Annotated in this window: 20 protein-coding genes; 13 read left to right on the plus strand and 7 right to left on the minus strand. The window is 62.1% G+C overall.

All coding sequences use genetic code 11. The annotated features are described in order from the left end of the window. From ACQ4MM_RS09095 to ACQ4MM_RS09105, 3 genes are all read right to left on the minus strand, one after another. Nucleotides 1-370: GNAT family N-acetyltransferase (locus ACQ4MM_RS09095; RefSeq protein ID WP_431477061.1), on the minus strand; the 370-nt coding region annotated here is incomplete at its 3' end. A 130-nt stretch (nt 371-500) separates the two neighbouring features. Next, on the minus strand, nt 501-1016 hold the full coding sequence (locus ACQ4MM_RS09100; RefSeq protein ID WP_431477062.1) for a hypothetical protein: 516 nt from the start codon (nt 1014-1016) through the stop codon (nt 501-503). A gap of 126 nt (nt 1017-1142) precedes the next feature. After that, entirely contained in the window at nt 1143-2042 is a 900-nt protein-coding gene (locus ACQ4MM_RS09105) for a LysR family transcriptional regulator (protein WP_431477063.1), read from the minus strand. A gap of 98 nt (nt 2043-2140) precedes the next feature. On the opposite strand from ACQ4MM_RS09105, the gene ACQ4MM_RS09110 reads away from it, so the two are divergent. The 4 genes from ACQ4MM_RS09110 (at nt 2141) to ACQ4MM_RS09125 (ending at nt 4484) form a co-directional block, all read left to right on the plus strand. Further along, entirely contained in the window at nt 2141-2971 is an 831-nt protein-coding gene (locus ACQ4MM_RS09110; RefSeq protein ID WP_431477064.1) for a type 1 glutamine amidotransferase domain-containing protein, read from the plus strand. A gap of 12 nt (nt 2972-2983) precedes the next feature. Then, nucleotides 2984-3565, plus strand: coding sequence for a DUF4241 domain-containing protein (locus ACQ4MM_RS09115; RefSeq protein WP_431477065.1), 582 nt, complete (start codon nt 2984-2986; stop codon nt 3563-3565). 45 nt (nt 3566-3610) lie between these two features. After that, a complete protein-coding gene (locus ACQ4MM_RS09120; RefSeq protein ID WP_431477066.1) occupies nt 3611-4168 on the plus strand; it encodes a PH domain-containing protein in 558 nt (185 codons plus the stop codon). Between the two features lie 139 nt (nt 4169-4307). Further along, nucleotides 4308-4484, plus strand: coding sequence for a hypothetical protein (locus tag ACQ4MM_RS09125; RefSeq protein WP_431477067.1), 177 nt, complete (start codon nt 4308-4310; stop codon nt 4482-4484). Here ACQ4MM_RS09125 and ACQ4MM_RS09130 read toward each other — a convergent pair whose 3' ends face one another. Both ACQ4MM_RS09130 and ACQ4MM_RS09135 read right to left on the minus strand, forming a co-directional pair. Further along, nucleotides 4485-5264 (minus strand): DUF2145 domain-containing protein, encoded by a 780-nt coding sequence (locus ACQ4MM_RS09130; RefSeq protein WP_431477068.1) that lies wholly within the window; start codon nt 5262-5264, stop codon nt 4485-4487. A 3-nt stretch (nt 5265-5267) separates the two neighbouring features. Beyond that, nucleotides 5268-5666, minus strand: coding sequence for a hypothetical protein (locus tag ACQ4MM_RS09135; protein ID WP_431477069.1), 399 nt, complete (start codon nt 5664-5666; stop codon nt 5268-5270). A 132-nt stretch (nt 5667-5798) separates the two neighbouring features. Between ACQ4MM_RS09135 and ACQ4MM_RS09140 the strand changes: the two genes are divergently transcribed. Further along, entirely contained in the window at nt 5799-6533 is a 735-nt protein-coding gene (locus ACQ4MM_RS09140) for a helix-turn-helix domain-containing protein (RefSeq protein WP_431477070.1), read from the plus strand. A 4-nt stretch (nt 6534-6537) separates the two neighbouring features. Here ACQ4MM_RS09140 and ACQ4MM_RS09145 read toward each other — a convergent pair whose 3' ends face one another. Beyond that, nucleotides 6538-7665 (minus strand): M14 family metallopeptidase, encoded by a 1128-nt coding sequence (locus ACQ4MM_RS09145; RefSeq protein WP_431477071.1) that lies wholly within the window; start codon nt 7663-7665, stop codon nt 6538-6540. A gap of 102 nt (nt 7666-7767) precedes the next feature. Beyond that, nucleotides 7768-8688: a phenylacetic acid degradation operon negative regulatory protein PaaX gene (gene paaX / locus ACQ4MM_RS09150; RefSeq protein WP_431477072.1), complete on the minus strand. Its 921-nt coding sequence runs from the start codon at nt 8686-8688 to the stop codon at nt 7768-7770. 122 nt (nt 8689-8810) lie between these two features. On the opposite strand from paaX, the gene paaA reads away from it, so the two are divergent. The 8 genes from paaA to paaI all read left to right on the plus strand — a co-directional run bounded on the left by paaA (nt 8811) and on the right by paaI (nt 15393). Beyond that, nucleotides 8811-9800, plus strand: a complete 990-nt coding sequence (paaA, locus tag ACQ4MM_RS09155; RefSeq protein WP_431477073.1) for a 1,2-phenylacetyl-CoA epoxidase subunit PaaA — start codon at nt 8811-8813, stop codon at nt 9798-9800. A gap of 11 nt (nt 9801-9811) precedes the next feature. Next, nucleotides 9812-10096, plus strand: coding sequence for a 1,2-phenylacetyl-CoA epoxidase subunit PaaB (paaB, locus tag ACQ4MM_RS09160; protein WP_431477074.1), 285 nt, complete (start codon nt 9812-9814; stop codon nt 10094-10096). Nucleotides 10097-10106: 10 nt separating this feature from the next. After that, nucleotides 10107-10859 (plus strand): 1,2-phenylacetyl-CoA epoxidase subunit PaaC, encoded by a 753-nt coding sequence (gene paaC, locus ACQ4MM_RS09165; RefSeq protein WP_431477075.1) that lies wholly within the window; start codon nt 10107-10109, stop codon nt 10857-10859. After that, nucleotides 10859-11404, plus strand: coding sequence for a 1,2-phenylacetyl-CoA epoxidase subunit PaaD (paaD, locus tag ACQ4MM_RS09170; protein ID WP_431477076.1), 546 nt, complete (start codon nt 10859-10861; stop codon nt 11402-11404). The genes paaC and paaD overlap by 1 nt, the downstream gene beginning before the upstream one ends. Before the next feature lie 4 nt (nt 11405-11408). After that, nucleotides 11409-12485 carry a 1,2-phenylacetyl-CoA epoxidase subunit PaaE gene (gene paaE / locus ACQ4MM_RS09175; protein ID WP_431477077.1) on the plus strand — a complete coding sequence of 359 codons (1077 nt, stop codon included), beginning with the start codon at nt 11409-11411 and terminating at the stop codon, nt 12483-12485. 121 nt (nt 12486-12606) lie between these two features. After that, complete coding sequence (paaG, locus tag ACQ4MM_RS09180; protein WP_431477078.1) at nt 12607-13398, plus strand: 2-(1,2-epoxy-1,2-dihydrophenyl)acetyl-CoA isomerase PaaG; 792 nt, start codon at nt 12607-12609, stop codon at nt 13396-13398. A gap of 2 nt (nt 13399-13400) precedes the next feature. Beyond that, nucleotides 13401-14954 carry a 3-hydroxyacyl-CoA dehydrogenase PaaH gene (gene paaH, locus ACQ4MM_RS09185; RefSeq protein ID WP_431477079.1) on the plus strand — a complete coding sequence of 518 codons (1554 nt, stop codon included), beginning with the start codon at nt 13401-13403 and terminating at the stop codon, nt 14952-14954. Next, nucleotides 14947-15393 carry a hydroxyphenylacetyl-CoA thioesterase PaaI gene (gene paaI, locus ACQ4MM_RS09190; RefSeq protein WP_431477080.1) on the plus strand — a complete coding sequence of 149 codons (447 nt, stop codon included), beginning with the start codon at nt 14947-14949 and terminating at the stop codon, nt 15391-15393. The genes paaH and paaI overlap by 8 nt, the downstream gene beginning before the upstream one ends. The last annotated feature ends 16 nt before the right edge of the window (nt 15394-15409 follow it).

Genomic DNA, 15409 nt, shown 5'->3' on the forward strand with positions numbered 1-15409 from the left:
CGAACGCATAATTCACGACAGCCGCCGCCGCCTCGTTTGCGATCCCCTTCCCCCAGAAGGCGCGATAAGTATTCCATCCCAGCTCCATCACAGTTGATTGCTCACGAAAGAAGGCGCCGACATTACCGACGAGCTGGCCAGTCTGCTTATCCTCCACAGCCCACCAACCAGCCCCATGGAGAACCCATAATCCAGCATGTGAGCTGAAGATTCGCCACGCCGTTTGACGGTCAGCTGAGCCCAAGTGAGCGGAGCTTTCGGGATTCGCTAAATGGTCTGCAAACAAGTCGAAGTCGTCGCGCCGATATTCGCGAAGCGTGAGTCGTTCTGTGTGAAGGCGTGGTACGGAAATGGCGAACGCGGGATTCATAAAGAGCCTGGCCTCTAAATTTCTAATTGTGGTTAACCGTCTGGTGCTGGCGGGATCCCAAAGCTACCATTTGGAAGCGGGGTCGGGCCACCTGCTGCGCATGTTGTCTTGAAATCGACTCCCAAGTGAGTTATTGCCCAGGTCCTTTACTCGAAAATATCCATGCAGGTCCGCGAGTACATTTGAGCGAAATAAACCGCCTTCGAAGCAGAAACCTGTTCATTCTGCGTGCCAGGTGTCCAAGTCGAAAGGACCAAAACCCGCGTTCATCCAGTTCCATGTACCACCGATCGTTCGTGCCAAAGAAACCAAAACTAATCCGGTTCGACTCAATAACTTCCAATCGTTCAAGAAACCCGAAGTAGTCCGGCGTGGACGCTGCATCGACAATGGTGCCGCTTTGGTCAACGACGTAATACCAATGGCTTACACCGTCGAAGTAGTCATAGCATGTCACGAGCAGGAACAAGTTCCGGAACCGGTATTGGGCTACGATTTGCTCACCGCTTATTACACCTACATCGCCGATTCCTGTCATTGACAAGCGGCGGTTGTATTCGCCACGCGGTGACTCGATGGCGAGCTCGGTCAGGGTAAAGCTTTCAGTCGTAGTTATCATGCGTTTTTTGATTTCGGCTTCAGACACTTCCTCGGCGTTGCAGCCTTCGCCAAACTGGCGCTTTGAAAATTACCAATGTCCCCTCTTTGTCGAAAGCCGGCGGCCCCTCAGCATACCATCGGCCCTGGCGATACCAGCTACCACCTTATGCTTCTACGTCTCGCCGAGGAGGCTAGTAATAAAGGCACGCGCCGCAGCTGTCATCCGGCGCTGCGGCGTGTAGATCAAGGAGAACGGCCGGCTGCGGCCCTTCAATTCAGGCAGCACTTCCACCAGCACGCCGCGCTCAAGGCGGTCCTGTGCGATGAAGCGGAAGGTCTGGCATATGCCAAGGCCTGCCTCCGCCAGCGACACAGTTCCCAGCGCATCATCCGTCACCTGCAATGCCGATTCAGGCGGCCAGTCCAGCTCTTCGCCTTTGCGCATGAATTGCCAGGGGAAGGAGCGCCCGGTGCTGGGTAGCAGGAAGGTCAGGCACTCGTGCGCCGCCAGCGCATCGAGGTCGCGCGGCAAGCCTCGCCGCTGCACGTATGCGGGCGAGCAGACCAGCACCAGTTGGGCGTCTTCCAGCTTGCGGGCGATCATGCCGCTGTCTTTCAGCGCGCCCTGGCGGATGGCGAAGTCGAAATTTTCGCCGGCCAGGTCGACGTTGCGGTTGGTGATGTTCAGCTCCACGCGTACCGCCGGATAGCGTTCGGCGAATTGCTGCAGCAGGGCGGGCAGGCGGTAATGGCCGAAGGTGGTCGGGGCGCTGATGCGGATGCGGCCAGTGACGTCGCCGCCTTCGGCCTGCACGGCGCGTTCGGCGTCGTCGATCATGGATAGTGCGGCGCGTGTCTGTTCCAGGTACAGGCGGCCGGCGTCGGTCAGGCCAAGGCTACGCGTGGTCCGGCGCAAAAGCTGGGTACCTAGGCGCGCTTCCAGCCTGGCCAGCGCGCGGCTGATGACCGAGGGTGTGGTCGACATGGCGACGGCAGCTGCCGTCAGCGAGCCGCGTTCGACGACGGTGACGAAGGTTTCGACATCGCTCAAGTGGTCGTATTTTCGGCTCATTATTGCCTTTAAGGGAAAAATGGTTTGGTCTGGCGGTAGTTTATCGCCGTTGGAGGTTTGAATAAAGTAGCGTCATCAACTTCCCCAAGGAGCAAATCATGATCAAGAAACTCACCGCCATCGCCCTCGCAGCCGCCGCAATGAACGCCCATGCCGGCAACGTGCTGGTCGTGCTGTCCGACGAAGCCACGCTGGACCTGAAAGCCGGCAAGACCTTCCAGACCGGCTTTTACCTGAATGAGCTGATGCAGCCAGTGAAGATGCTGCAGGATGCCGGCCACACCATCACCTTTGCCACCCCGAACGGCAAGGCGCCGACGCTGGACAAGGGTTCGGTCAACGCCATGTTCTTCGGCGGCGACCAGGCCGCGCTGGACGCGCACCATAAGCTATTGGAGCAGTTGCGCCTGACCGACAGCGCCAATTCCCCGGTGGTGAGCCTGGCGCGAGTGGAGCAGCAGGGCTATGGCAAATACGACGCGGTCTACGTGCCGGGCGGCCATGCGCCGATGCAGGATTTGCTGAGCAGCTCTGCGCTGGGCAAAGTGCTGGCCGCTTTCCACCAGGACGGCAAGCCGACCGCGCTGGTGTGCCATGGCCCGATCGCGCTGCTGTCGGCCATGCCGGACGCGAAAGGCTTCACCATGAAGCTGGCGCAAGGCGCCACGCCAACCCAGCCGAAATGGATCTACTCCGGCTACAAGGTGACCGTCTTCACCAACGATGAAGAGGAGGCATCCAAAGGCCAACTGGGCGGCGGCGAAATGAAATTCTATCCGCAAACCGCGCTGCAAAAGGCCGGCCTGCAGTTCTCCAAGGCTGCCAACTGGCAGGGCAATATGGTGACCGACCGTGAGCTGATCACCGGCCAGAACCCTGCTTCGGCTGCGCTGGTGGGTAAGGAATTGCTGGCACGCCTTCAAAAGTAATATGATGGGCGCATGAGTTATGCGCCCGATCCCGAAGGACTGCGCTCCGCCTTTGCTGCGGAGCGCTTTGCGTTTGAAGAGACCTCCATTCAGTTTTCGCTGGTCGAAGCCGGCCGGCTGACCGTCACCTCCGGCAGAATCGCCGCCGGCGACCCGCAGGGCGAAGCCGAGTTGCAGCCATTTACCCAATGCCTGCCGAACGGCGAATATCCGGTCACGCTGGCCATTGCCCGCATGGGTAACGGCGATCAGCGCATCGCCTATGCCCGCGTGCAGCTTGGCGCGGCGCCGGTGGCGCGCTGGTATCCGGCACTGGTGGCTACGCAGGATGCCCGCGGGCTCAAGCCGGGCGACATCTTTGGCTACCACGTGGAATCGGGCAGTGCCTGCTTCATGGACCCGCAAGCAGGGCCGGAACACATCGTCACGTTCTCCACGGATGGAGGCGGCGGCCCTTACGCTTCCTACTTCGGCTACAGTGCGGATGGCTGCGCGGTCAGCCTGCTAACCGACTTCGCTGTGGTTCCCAACATACACGATGCACCGCCAACGGGCCGCAGTTGGTGGAAACGCTTACTGTTCTTCTGGAAGTGACAATCTGCCAGAATTGAAGGCACTCCTGCCGGGTAAGATGACGGTATGGATAATTTGTCAACCAATGAACGCGTCTTATGGAGCGGTGCCCCGCGACAGGGCCTGGTGCTGCGCGCGTCCGACTGGCTGATGATTCCATTCAGCCTGCTATGGGGCGGCTTTGCCCTGGTCTGGGAATACTCCGTTTTCAGTTCCGGCGCGCCGCTGATGTTTCGCCTGTGGGGCATCCCCTTTGTGCTGGTTGGGCTGTACATGGTTGCCGGCCGTTTCATGGTCGAAGCGTGGCAGCGTGCTTATACCGACTATGCGGTGACCAATCAACGCATCATCATCCGCTCGGGCGTCTTCAAGCGCCGCATGAAAAGCCTGCACCTGCGCGCCATGGGCGAGTTCTCGCTGACCGAAAACAGCAAGGGCGAAGGCACTATTGCCTTCGGTATTTCGGCAGCAGGAAATATGTTCAGCGGGATGGCTTCCTGGCCCGGCGTAGACGAGCTGCCGCGTTTCGACACCATCGCCGGCGCGCGCAAGGTCTACGAGATTATCCGCAACGCCCACTCCGCGGCTCACCACACAAGGCCCTTCGGCCAACGCCTGGGCTAAGGAGCAAGGCGCAAGCTGACGGGGAAATAAATAGCCCCATGTTCGCTGCCCAAAAGAAGCATGTTCGACGCAGATCGCAGCACGGCCTTGGCGCCAGCGTAAAACTGGCAAGTTCCGGGCCCCGTGCCTAACATGAAGCATGACCAGCAAACGCCAAATCGAGCGCCTGCCTGCGCTGTTCTTCGAGCCGGAGGCACCATCCATTCTGCCGCCGCACTTGCGCGCGCCCGGCCAGCCGGGCTACCCGCAAGCGCGCCAACTTGAACGGCTACGCCGCAAGCACGTAACGCGGGTCCGGCAACTCAACCACAAGTAACTACAGTTCGATCACGCGCGCGCCGCTGTCGTGGCGGCGCACGAAGTGCTCGATCTCATCCACCGTAATAGTGTCGAAGTGGCCGCGGATGCGCGGGCCGGTCGGATGGTCGTCGAATGCGACGTTGGCGCGGAACAGGCGGGCGCCGACGCGCGAACCCAGGCCTATGTCGATGCCGGAAGGGCGAAAGCCTGCCTGGTTCAGCCAGTTCTGCGCCTCGGCGCGGGTTTCAACCCTGCCTGGCGCCGCACTGGCAGCGGCCAGCGTCTCAAGCACCCATTGGTTGGAGTTCTGGTAGCGCGTCGACCAGGCATAGGACAGCATGCTGTACTTCGGCTCGTGCAGCCGCTGCGGCGTGCGCGAAGCCAGCACCTGCGCCAGGCGTTGCTGCACTTCCGGCGAAGGCAGGATCAGTTGCGCTTTGTATTGATAGAGGCCGCTAAGGAAGAAGTTACCGAGGCCGTCGTTGTACAGGGCGGAATGGGCGGTGCCGCAATCGTTCAGCAACTGCACCACCACCCAGCGCCCGGCTGGATGATCGCGCCATGCCAGGCCGACGTGGGAGTAGCGCAAGCCATACTTCGACAGGTCCTGCCCGGCACGGGCGATGATGGCAACCTGGGCGCCGCTGGCGTCGAGCTTTTGCATGCTGCGCTGGGCCAGGTCCAGCGAGCGTTCCACTTCGTCCACCGCGAGTGGCTTGTTTTCGCAATGCTGGCCCGCGTGGGCGGCGCCGGCCATCGTGCAGGCCAGAGAAATTGAAAGGAGCAAGCGCTTCATGGCTTAGTTCACGCGGCTATGGTGCAGCAGGGCCTTGCCCAATTCGTTCGGGATGAAAGCGATCACCTTGCCCGATACCACCAGCGCGTGGCCGGTCGACATGGCGACGGCGCTGACCGCGGTGCCGGCGACCACGGAGACGCCTTCCAGCGCCTTGCCGCTGAACTCAACCGTGGCCTTGCTGCCGTCGCCCACGGCCTTCAGCACCACTACGACGCCGTCGCCGATGACCTCGACGGATTCGACCACCAGCGAGCCGGCCGCGAACACCGTCAACGCCGAACCGGCTGCCACGACGGCCGACAGGCCGCCTGCGTTCTTGCTCAAAGCTTGCGAACCATCCGCCGCCTGGCTGCTGGCGCAAGCGGCAGCAAGCAGTGCGGCGATCAGGATGCGTTTCATTTTCTACTCCACAGGTTAAGGGAGCGGCCATCTTGCTGCGCTTCGCTGTGGCAGGGCAATCGCGGCGCGCACTGTAGCGCCGAGCCATGCTGGTGGTATCATATTCCGATACTTATTATTGGAATATCAAGCATGTCCAACGTCATCCGCCTGGTCGACGCACTGAAACGCCAGCTCAAGGCGCGCGGCATCACTTACGCAGTCCTCGGACAGAAGATCGGCCTCTCCGAGCCGAGCATCAAGCGCATGTTCGCGGCCCGCAATTTCACGCTCGACCGGCTGGAGCAGGTATTGGCCGTGCTGGAGATGGACTTCGCCGAACTGGCGCAGGCCAGCGCCGACACGCCGCAGCTGGTCTCGCAACTGACCTACGCGCAGGAAAAGGAAATCATCAGCGACACCAAGCTGCTGGTGGTGGCGGTGCTGGCGCTGAACCAGGTACCGATCGAAGAAGTGGTGGCCAACTACAAGATCAGCGCAGCCGAAGCGACGGCCTGCCTGCTAAGGCTGGACAAGATCGGCTTCCTGATGCTCAAGCCGAACAACAAGGTCAAGCTGCTGGTGTCGCGCACCTTCAGCTGGCTGCCGAATGGCCCGATCCAGGGCTTCTTCCGCGACGAGGCGTACAGCGATTATTTCGACAGCCGGTTCGACGGCCATCATGAGGTGCAGCGGCTGGTGAGCGTGATGCTGTCGCAGCAATCGACGCGTCTCTTGCTGGATCGTTTGAAGCAGGTGGCAGACGAATTCTCGCTGCAGCACCAGGATGATGCGCGGCTGCCGTGGGAGCAGCGGCGCGCGGTGACCATCATGCTGGCAGCGCGCCCGTGGATACCGAAGGCATTCCGGGCGCTGCTGCGCGGATGAAGGCTTAGAAGTTACGCAGGGTGCGCAGCACTGGCTGCAGCACGTCCGCACCCAGCTTGGCGGAGCGGGCGCCGTTCCAGCCAACCAGTTCGTCCGGATCGTTGGCGTTGTCCTTGAAGGGCAGTTCCAGGGTCAGCGACAGGCAGCCGAACAGGTGGGAGATATGCGGCGAGCCCATGGTCAGCACTTCCGGCGTGTAAGGCGAGTCGGCATAGCCATGCTCGGACTGGAAGTCTGGCGATGCCAGCTTGAAGTCGGCGATGAACTTGTCCTGCGCAGCCTTGTGCTCCTTGGTGAAGCTCGGCAGGGCATCGCTGCCGGCCACGAAGACATAAGGCAGGCCTTCGTCGCCGTGCACGTCCAGGAACAGGTCGCAGCCGATTTCCTTCATCTTCTGTTTCACCAGGAAGACTTCCGGCGAACGCTCCATGGTCGGCTCGTTCCACTCGCGGTTCAGGTTCGCGCCGGCGGCGTTGGTGCGCAGGTTGCCGCGCACTGAGCCGTCCGGGTTCATGTTCGGCACGACGTAGAAGCAGGCGTCCTGCAGGCACTGGCGGGCGTATGGATGGGAAGCGTCGAGCAAGGCTTCGACCATGCCTTCCACGAACCATTCAGCCATGGTTTCGCCCGGGTGCTGGCGCGCGATGACCCACACCTTCTTCTCTGCTTGCTGGTCACCGATGACCAGCATGTTCATGTCACGCCCTTCCACCGAGCTGCCCAGGTCGACCAGTTCGGCCAGCGGATGCATTTGCGCGGAGTCCAGCAGGGACAGGTGGCGTTCCCACGAATACGGCTCGAAGTAGGCGTAGTAGACCGAATCATGTTCCGGCGCGTGCTCGATGGTCATCACTTCGCCATCGAACGAGGTCGGGACGCGGAACCAGTGATCCCGGTCGTAAGAAGCGACCGCGTTGTAGCCCTTCCAGCCCTCAGCATAGGCCGCCTTGCCAGCGTTCAGGAAACGGATGGACAGCGGCACGGCTTGCGCACCCTGCACACGGAAATAGAACCACTGGATGATGTCCGCGTGGGAATCCTTGCGGATATTGACGTCGATATCGCCAGCGGAGGTAACGCTGACCACATCGATGGCGCCAGCATCGAACTGGCTGCTGATCTTGATAGACATTGTGTGTCCTGTCGGAAATGAAGCGCTGCGCGCGAAGCCCGACATGATACACCAGCCGCCAAATGTCCACTGTTGTTCCTGACCCCAAAGTGGACATTTGGCTTAGCTGCCGAAGCGGTGGTGGAAGCTGGTTTCGGGTTGCGGGGCGCTGGGGTCTTCGCGTCGCAGGACGCTCAGGATGTGCTGCTCGGCGGGGGCGCTGAGCTGGCGGTAAAGCTGGCTGGCCAGTTCGTAGGCGCGGGCGCCGGGCCAGGGTTCGGGCAGTAGTTCGATCGGCAGCTGCGGGTCGTGCAGCTGCACGCGGCGATAGGCGTGGATCAGCAGGGTGCGCAGCACGAAGGCTTGCTCGGGGTCGATGTCGGCCGTATCGGACAGCAGGCCGGGCAGGGCGCTGAAGCTTGCGGCGAACTTTTCGTAGCCGGCGGCTACTTCGCTGAGGTCCCAGCCTTCGGCCACCATCTCGCCCAGCGGCCGTGCACGCAGGGCGGGGACTTCGCTGGCCTGCACTACATATACTTTCTGCAGCAGGCCGAGGCGCGACAGCAGCGCTTCCAGCGCTTCCATATCGCCGGCGGGATGTCCCGCGATGCCGGGCGCAATCACGCTGTAACCTTCCCACAGCAGTTCCTTTCGCAACTGGCCGCGGGCCGGGGCGTCGAGGCCATCGGCGGCCAACACCAGGGTCCATTGGCCGTTCCAGTGCAGGTTCAGCGGGGCATAGATGCGGCGGAAGGCGCGGCTGAAGCGGCGCATGGCGTCGGGCGTGATGGCGTAGCTGCTGCGGCGGCCGTCGCGCTGGGCGCCGAGCCAGCCTTCCTGTGCCAGTCGGAATACCGATGTGCGCAGCAGGCGGTCATTGACGCCGAACGGCGCCAGCAATTCGATCAGGCTGCCGGTCCACACCATGCCGCCGTGCGGGACGATGGCGTCGCCGAAGATCGTCATCACCAGCGATTTGGAGCGCGGCGGGTCGCTGGCCAGGAATTCTTCGATCCAGCCATTGATTTTCTGATTTTTTTGCATAGACCGAGTTTATACCGTGTCATTGATCTAGATACAGAATTTTTAAATGACACATAAAATTCGTTTGCAAAGCTGTTTTTGTATCGTATTATGAGTCTATCCCGAACAAGGAGGCCCTGCTTATGTACGCACAAATGGTGGAAACCGGCCTGAAGAAGGTCCAGACCGCAGAAGATATGGACGCGCAGGAGCGCGAGTTCCAGGCGCGCATCGACGCCGGCATCAAGATCGAGCCGAAGGACTGGATGCCGGAGGCTTACCGCAAGACGCTGATTCGCCAGATCTCCCAGCACGCCCACTCCGAAATCGTCGGGCAGTTGCCTGAAGGTAACTGGGTGACCCGTGCGCCGACCCTGAAGCGCAAATCCATCCTGCTGGCCAAGATCCAGGACGAAGCGGGCCACGGCCTCTACCTGTACAGCGCGGCTGAAACCCTGGGCGTGTCGCGCGACGAGCTGCTGGCAGCGCTGCATAGCGGCAAGGCCAAATACTCGTCCATCTTCAATTACCCGACCCTGAGCTGGGCCGACATGGGCGCCATCGGCTGGCTGGTCGATGGTTCGGCCATCATCAACCAGATCCCGCTGTGCCGCTGCTCCTACGGTCCGTACTCGCGCGCCATGATCCGCGTCTGCAAGGAGGAGTCGTTCCACGCGCGCCAGGGCTACGACATCATGATGTCGCTGGCCAAGGGCACGCCGCAGCAGAAGGCGATGGCGCAGGATGCGCTGAACCGCTGGTGGTGGCCTTCGCTGATGATGTTCGGCCCTTCCGATGCCGCCTCCGTCAACAGCGCGCAATCGAGCGCCTGGCGCATCAAGCTGTTCTCCAACGATGAACTGCGCCAGCGCATGGTCGACCAGACCGTGCCGCAAGCCGAATTCCTGGGCCTGACTGTTCCCGACCCTGACCTGAAATGGAACGAGGAGCGCGGCTCCTATGACTTCGGCGAGATCGACTGGGAAGAATTCCACCAGGTCTTGAAGGGCAATGGCCCTTGCAACCGCGAGCGCCTGCGCACCCGCGTCAAGGCCTACGAGGATGGCGAATGGTTCCGCGACGCGCTGGTGGCCTATGCCGACAAACACAATAAGGAGCAGGCTGCGGCCTGAGAGGAGACAAGATGAGCAAAGAATGGCCACTGTGGGAAGTCTTCATTCGCAGCCAGCACGGCCTGGCGCACAAGCATGTGGGCAGCCTGCATGCTCCGGATGCGGAGATGGCAATCAACAACGCGCGCGACGTTTATACCCGCCGCAATGAAGGCGTGAGCATCTGGGTGGTGCGCGCTGCCGATATCGTCGCCAGCGCACCGGCCGACAAGGGCCCGCTGTTTGAGCCGGCCAACAGCAAGGTGTACCGCCACCCGACCTTCTTCCCGATGCCGGAAGAAGTGAAGAACCTGTAAGGCGCGCGACATGGATAACAAGGTCAATTACCTGCTGCGCCTGGGCGACAACGCCATGGTGCTGAGCCAGCGCCTGTGCGAAATGTGCGGCAAGGGCCCGGCGCTGGAAGAGGATATGGCGCTGTCCAATGTGTCGCTGGACCTCCTGGGCCAGACCCGCATGTGGTACACCTACGCCGCTGAACTGGAAGGCGCGGGCCGCGATGAGGACAAGCTGGCTTACCTGCGCGATGCGCAGGATTACAAGAACGTGCTGCTGGTCGAGCAGCCGAACGGGAACTACGCACATACACTGGTGCGGCAGTTTTTTTTCGATACCTGGCACTACTTCCTGATCGGCGCGCTGACCAAGGGCAGCGATCCGCGCATTGCGGAAATCGCCGAGAAGTCGCTGAAGGAAGTCACCTATCACTTGCGCCGTAGCGGCGACCTGATTGTGCGACTGGGCGATGGCACCGATGTGTCGCATCAGTTCACGCAGACTGCGGTCGATGAACTGTGGATGTACACCGGCGAAGTTTTCAACTACGACGCGGTGGATGACGCCATGGTGGCGGAAGGCATTGCGCCGCCGTCTGCCATGCTGCGCGAGCAGTGGCTGTCGCACGTCTCCGATATCCTCGGCGAGGCGACGCTGATCATGCCGCCGGCCGATGCGTGGATGCAGAAGGGCGGCAAGCAAGGCCGCCATAGCGAGCACCTGGGCTACCTGCTGGCCGAGATGCAGTTCCTGCAGCGCGCTTACCCAGGCTCGGAGTGGTGATGGACGCGGCGCGTGTCTGGTCGCTGCTGGAGCAGGTCTCCGATCCGGAAATTCCTGTGATCTCGGTGGTGGACCTTGGCATCGTGCGCGATGTCCAGGTCACCGGCACATCGTCGTGCGCGGTCACGATCACGCCTACTTATTCGGGCTGCCCGGCGATGCAGGTCATCGCCGATGCGGTGCAGGGCGCACTGCACGACGCGGGCATCAGGCAGGTCGACATCATCACCCGCCTGTCGCCCGCCTGGACCACGGACTGGATGAGCGATTCCGGCAAGGCCAAGCTGAAAGGCTATGGCATCGCACCGCCGGCGCAGCGCGTGGTCGACATCAGCGGCCTGCGCACGCCGCGTACGCAGGCTGCCCCGGCCGATGCGCTGAAGGCCGGGATTGTGCGCGGCGCGGTTCCCGCACCAAAGGTCGTCTGCCCGCATTGCGGCTCCAGCCACACCGAAATCACCAGCCAGTTCGGCTCCACGCCCTGCAAGGCGCTGTACAAGTGCCTCGATTGCCGCGAGCCCTTTGACTATTTCAAGTGCCACTGACACCATGAGCAAATTCTATCCACTGTCCGTCGCCAAGGTGCAGCAGGAAACCCGCGACTGCATCGCCGTCACTTTCGCCGTGCCTGCCGAACTGCAGGAAAGCTTCAAGTACCAGCAGGGCCAGCACCTGACCCTGCGCACTAGTATCAATAACGAAGACGTGCGTCGTTCATACTCGATCTGCTCGGCGGTGCAGGACGGCGCGCTGCGGGTGGCGATCAAGCGCACGCCGGGCGGGATGTTCTCGACCTGGGCCAACGAGTCGCTGAAGCCGGGCGCCACCGTCGAGGTGATGCCGCCAATGGGGCACTTCAATGTGCCGCTCGACGCGGGACAATGCAAGAACTACCTGGCCTTCGCTGCCGGCAGCGGCATCACGCCTATCCTGTCCATCATCAAGACCACGCTGCTGACGGAGCCGACCAGCCGCTTCACCCTGCTCTACGGCAACCGCGCGTCTTCCTCGGTGATCTTCAAGACGGAGCTGATGGAACTGAAGGACGCATACCTTGAGCGCCTGAACATCGTCTACGTGATGTCGCGCGAGCAGCAGGATATTGAGCTGTTCAACGGCCGTATCACCAAAGAGAAGACCGAACAGTTCCTGCAGCACTGGATTGACATCAAGGACTACGACACTGCCTTCATCTGCGGTCCGGAAGACATGATGCTCGGCGTCTCGGCCGCCTTGCAGGAAGCGGGCATGCCAAAGTCGAACATCAAGATCGAACTGTTTGCTGCGAGCATTCCAAAACACCAGCACAAGCCACGCGTGCAAGCCGATGCGGCGCCGCACCTGACCGAAGTCACCGTGATCATGGATGGCAACGCCGCCAGCTTCAGCATGGAGAAGGACAAGGAGTCGATCCTGGATGCCGGCCTGCGCGCCGGCCTGGACATGCGCTACTCCTGCAAAGGCGGCGTATGCTCTACCTGCCGCTGCAAGATGGTTGAAGGCAAAGTCGACATGGACGTGAACTACGCGTTGGAAGACTACGAGATTGCACGTGGCTTTGTATTGAGCTGCCAGGCGTTTCCTGTCACTGATAAAGTGGTTATCGATTTCGACCAGGCTGAATAACCCCAAACCGGTAAACCAGTGTCAGACCCGCAGGGTCTGACACTTGGCCCGCGACCGCCGCGTATCGGTGTCTGACCCCGCGGGTCAGACATCGCCTTACCGGTTTTAACAGGAGACAAGAGTGAGCTACGAAAACATCCAGTTTGAAATCGAAGCAGGCGTCGCAAAACTGACCCTGAACCGTCCCGACAAATTGAACAGCTTCACCCAGGCCATGCACCTTGAGGTGCGCGAAGCACTCACGCACCTGCGCTCCGACAAATCCGTGCGCATGCTGGTGCTGACCGGCGCGGGCCGCGGCTTCTGCGCCGGCCAGGACCTGGGCGACCGCGCCGTCGCCCCAGGCGGCGCCGCCGTCGACCTTGGCGAATCCGTGGAAAAATTCTACGCCCCGCTGGTGCTGGCGCTGCGCGAACTGCCGATGCCGGTCATCTGCGCCGTGAACGGCGTTGCCGCCGGCGCTGGCGCCAACCTGGCCCTGGCCTGCGATATCGTGCTGGCCGCCAAGTCCGCCAGCTTCATCGAAGCGTTCTGCAAACTGGGGCTGATCCCGGATACCGGCGGCACCTGGCACTTGCCACGCCTGATCGGCCACGCGCGCGCCACCGGCCTCGCCATGCTGGGCGAAAAGCTGTCCGCGGAACGCGCCGAACAATGGGGCCTGATCTGGAAGGCGGTCCCGGACGAAGAACTGATGAACGAAACCATGGCCATGGCCAGGCATTTCGCCACCGCGCCGACCAAGGGGCTGGCTTTCACCAAGCACGCGCTGCAAGCCAGCTACTCCAACACCTTGTCCGACCAACTGAAACTGGAAGGCGAAATGATGCGCGAGCTGGGCTATAGCCACGACTACCGCGAGGGCGTGGACGCCTTCATCAACAAGCGCGTTCCAAACTTCAAGGGGGAATAAGCATGACGGCTCTGGCGAAAGGCAGTGTGGTTGCCGTGATCGGCAGCGGGGCAATGGGTTCCGGCATCGCGCAGGTCGCGGCGGCTTCCGGCTACACGGTCAAGCTGTTCGACACCCGCGCGGAAGCGGTCGAAAAAGCGATTGCCGATATCGGCAAGGTGTACGGCAAGCTGGTTGAGAAGGGCAAGATGTCGGGAGCAGATGCGGATGCCGCGCGCAGCCGCCTGCACGGCGTGGCCGGCCTGTCCGATGTTGCCGATGCCCAGCTGGTGGTCGAGGCCATCGTGGAAAACCTGGACGTCAAGCGCAGCCTGTTCGCTGACCTTGAAGGCATCGTCGCCGACGACGCCATCCTGGCCACCAATACCTCCTCGATCTCGGTCACCGCCATCGCCGCCAGGCTGCGCAAGCCGCAACGCCTGGTCGGCATGCACTTCTTCAATCCGGTGCCGCTGATGGCGCTGGTGGAAGTGATCAGCGGCCTGGCGACCGATGCCGTGGTTGCCGAAACCGCGTACGACACGTCTATCGCCTGGGGCAAGAACCCGGTGCACGCCAAGTCGACGCCGGGCTTTATCGTCAACCGCGTGGCGCGCCCTTATTATGCCGAAGCCTGGCGTCTGCTGAACGAGCAGGCTGCCGATGCCGCCACCATCGACGCCGTGATGCGCGAAGGCGGCGGCTTCCGCATGGGCCCCTTTGAACTGATGGACCTGATCGGCCACGACGTGAACTACTCCGTCACCGAATCCGTATTCCGCGCCTACTACAGCGATCCGCGCTTCACACCGTCGGTGATGCAGCAGGAGATGGTGAACGCCGGCTTCCTGGGCCGCAAATCCGGCCGCGGCTGCTACGACTACAGCGCGGGTGCGACAGCGCCGCAGCCGCGCGCCGAAGCGCCGCAAGCGCTGCCTGAATACATCGGCTACAGCTTCGAGCCGGGCGACCACACCGCTATCGCAACGATGATGGTCGAGCGCCTGAAGTCGCGCGGCATCGCGGTCACGAAGCGCAACTCCGCCGAAGGCCACCGCTCGTCGGAAGCGCCGGCCTTCCACTGCAATGGGGCCGCCATCTACCTGACCGACGGGCGCAGCGCCACCCAGCGCGCACGCGACGACAAGCATGACGATATGGTGGTGTACGACCTGGTGTTTGATTTCAACGCCTCGCCTCGCATTGCCCTCGCTTGCAGCGACCAATGCAACCCGCGCGCAATGGCATCCGCAATCGGCATGTTCCAGGCGGCAGGCTTCACGGTGACTCGCCTGGACGACGTGCCGGGCCTGGCCGTGATGCGCACCGTCGCCATGCTGGCCAACGAAGCCGCTGACGCCGTCAACCAGGGCGTGTGCAGCGCGCAGGCGGCCGACGTGGCGATGCAAAAAGGCGTCAACTACCCGCGCGGGCCGCTGGCTTGGGCGGACATGGTGGGCGTCAAACAGATTGTGACGGTGCTGGAGAACCTGGCCAGCAGCTACGGCGAAGACCGCTACCGCGTGTCGCCGCTGCTGCGCCGCCGCGAGCAAAGCGGAGGCAGCATCCATGCATAACCCCAAGATGCACCCACAGGCCCTGGCCGAAGCGGCCGGCGCGGTCATGTTTGCGCGCGACGCCGCCAGCCAGGCCTTGGGCATGAAGTTGGTAGAAATTCGCCCCGGTTATGCGCGCATGACCATGCCGGTGCGGAGCGATATGCTGAACGGGCACCAGACTTGCCACGGCGGCTTTATCTTTGCGTTGGCGGACAGTGCTTTCGCATTCGCGTGCAACAGCCATAACCACACGACGGTTGGCGCGGGCTGCACGATCGACTACCTCGCCCCCGGGCGGTTGGACGACTTGCTGACGGCGGAGGCGGTAGAACGCACGCTGGTCGGCAAGACCGGCATCTACGATGTCAGCGTCTGCAACCAGGAGGGCAAGATGATCGCCACCTTCCGCGGCAAGTCGCACCGCGTGGCCGGAGAGGTGGTCCCAACCCATAGCTAGTTGATGGAGGTAGCAC

The sequence above is a fragment of the Massilia eburnea genome, from assembly GCF_050709955.1.
In the GTDB taxonomy this organism is placed as follows: domain Bacteria; phylum Pseudomonadota; class Gammaproteobacteria; order Burkholderiales; family Burkholderiaceae_D; genus Rugamonas; species Rugamonas eburnea_A.

Excerpts from the sequence above, each read along its gene's own strand:
- ACQ4MM_RS09105 (WP_431477063.1), bottom strand. The coding sequence starts at position 2,042 with ATGAGCCGAAAATACGACCACTTGAGCGATGTCGAAACCTTCGTCACC.
- ACQ4MM_RS09110 (WP_431477064.1), top strand. The coding sequence starts at position 2,141 with ATGATCAAGAAACTCACCGCCATCGCCCTCGCAGCCGCCGCAATGAAC.
- ACQ4MM_RS09115 (WP_431477065.1), top strand. The coding sequence starts at position 2,984 with ATGAGTTATGCGCCCGATCCCGAAGGACTGCGCTCCGCCTTTGCTGCG.
- ACQ4MM_RS09120 (WP_431477066.1), top strand. The coding sequence starts at position 3,611 with ATGGATAATTTGTCAACCAATGAACGCGTCTTATGGAGCGGTGCCCCG.
- ACQ4MM_RS09125 (WP_431477067.1), top strand. The coding sequence starts at position 4,308 with ATGACCAGCAAACGCCAAATCGAGCGCCTGCCTGCGCTGTTCTTCGAG.
- ACQ4MM_RS09130 (WP_431477068.1), bottom strand. The coding sequence starts at position 5,264 with ATGAAGCGCTTGCTCCTTTCAATTTCTCTGGCCTGCACGATGGCCGGC.
- ACQ4MM_RS09135 (WP_431477069.1), bottom strand. The coding sequence starts at position 5,666 with ATGAAACGCATCCTGATCGCCGCACTGCTTGCTGCCGCTTGCGCCAGC.
- ACQ4MM_RS09140 (WP_431477070.1), top strand. The coding sequence starts at position 5,799 with ATGTCCAACGTCATCCGCCTGGTCGACGCACTGAAACGCCAGCTCAAG.
- ACQ4MM_RS09145 (WP_431477071.1), bottom strand. The coding sequence starts at position 7,665 with ATGTCTATCAAGATCAGCAGCCAGTTCGATGCTGGCGCCATCGATGTG.
- paaX (WP_431477072.1), bottom strand. The coding sequence starts at position 8,688 with ATGCAAAAAAATCAGAAAATCAATGGCTGGATCGAAGAATTCCTGGCC.
- paaA (WP_431477073.1), top strand. The coding sequence starts at position 8,811 with ATGTACGCACAAATGGTGGAAACCGGCCTGAAGAAGGTCCAGACCGCA.
- paaB (WP_431477074.1), top strand. The coding sequence starts at position 9,812 with ATGAGCAAAGAATGGCCACTGTGGGAAGTCTTCATTCGCAGCCAGCAC.
- paaC (WP_431477075.1), top strand. The coding sequence starts at position 10,107 with ATGGATAACAAGGTCAATTACCTGCTGCGCCTGGGCGACAACGCCATG.
- paaD (WP_431477076.1), top strand. The coding sequence starts at position 10,859 with ATGGACGCGGCGCGTGTCTGGTCGCTGCTGGAGCAGGTCTCCGATCCG.
- paaE (WP_431477077.1), top strand. The coding sequence starts at position 11,409 with ATGAGCAAATTCTATCCACTGTCCGTCGCCAAGGTGCAGCAGGAAACC.
- paaH (WP_431477079.1), top strand. The coding sequence starts at position 13,401 with ATGACGGCTCTGGCGAAAGGCAGTGTGGTTGCCGTGATCGGCAGCGGG.
- paaI (WP_431477080.1), top strand. The coding sequence starts at position 14,947 with ATGCATAACCCCAAGATGCACCCACAGGCCCTGGCCGAAGCGGCCGGC.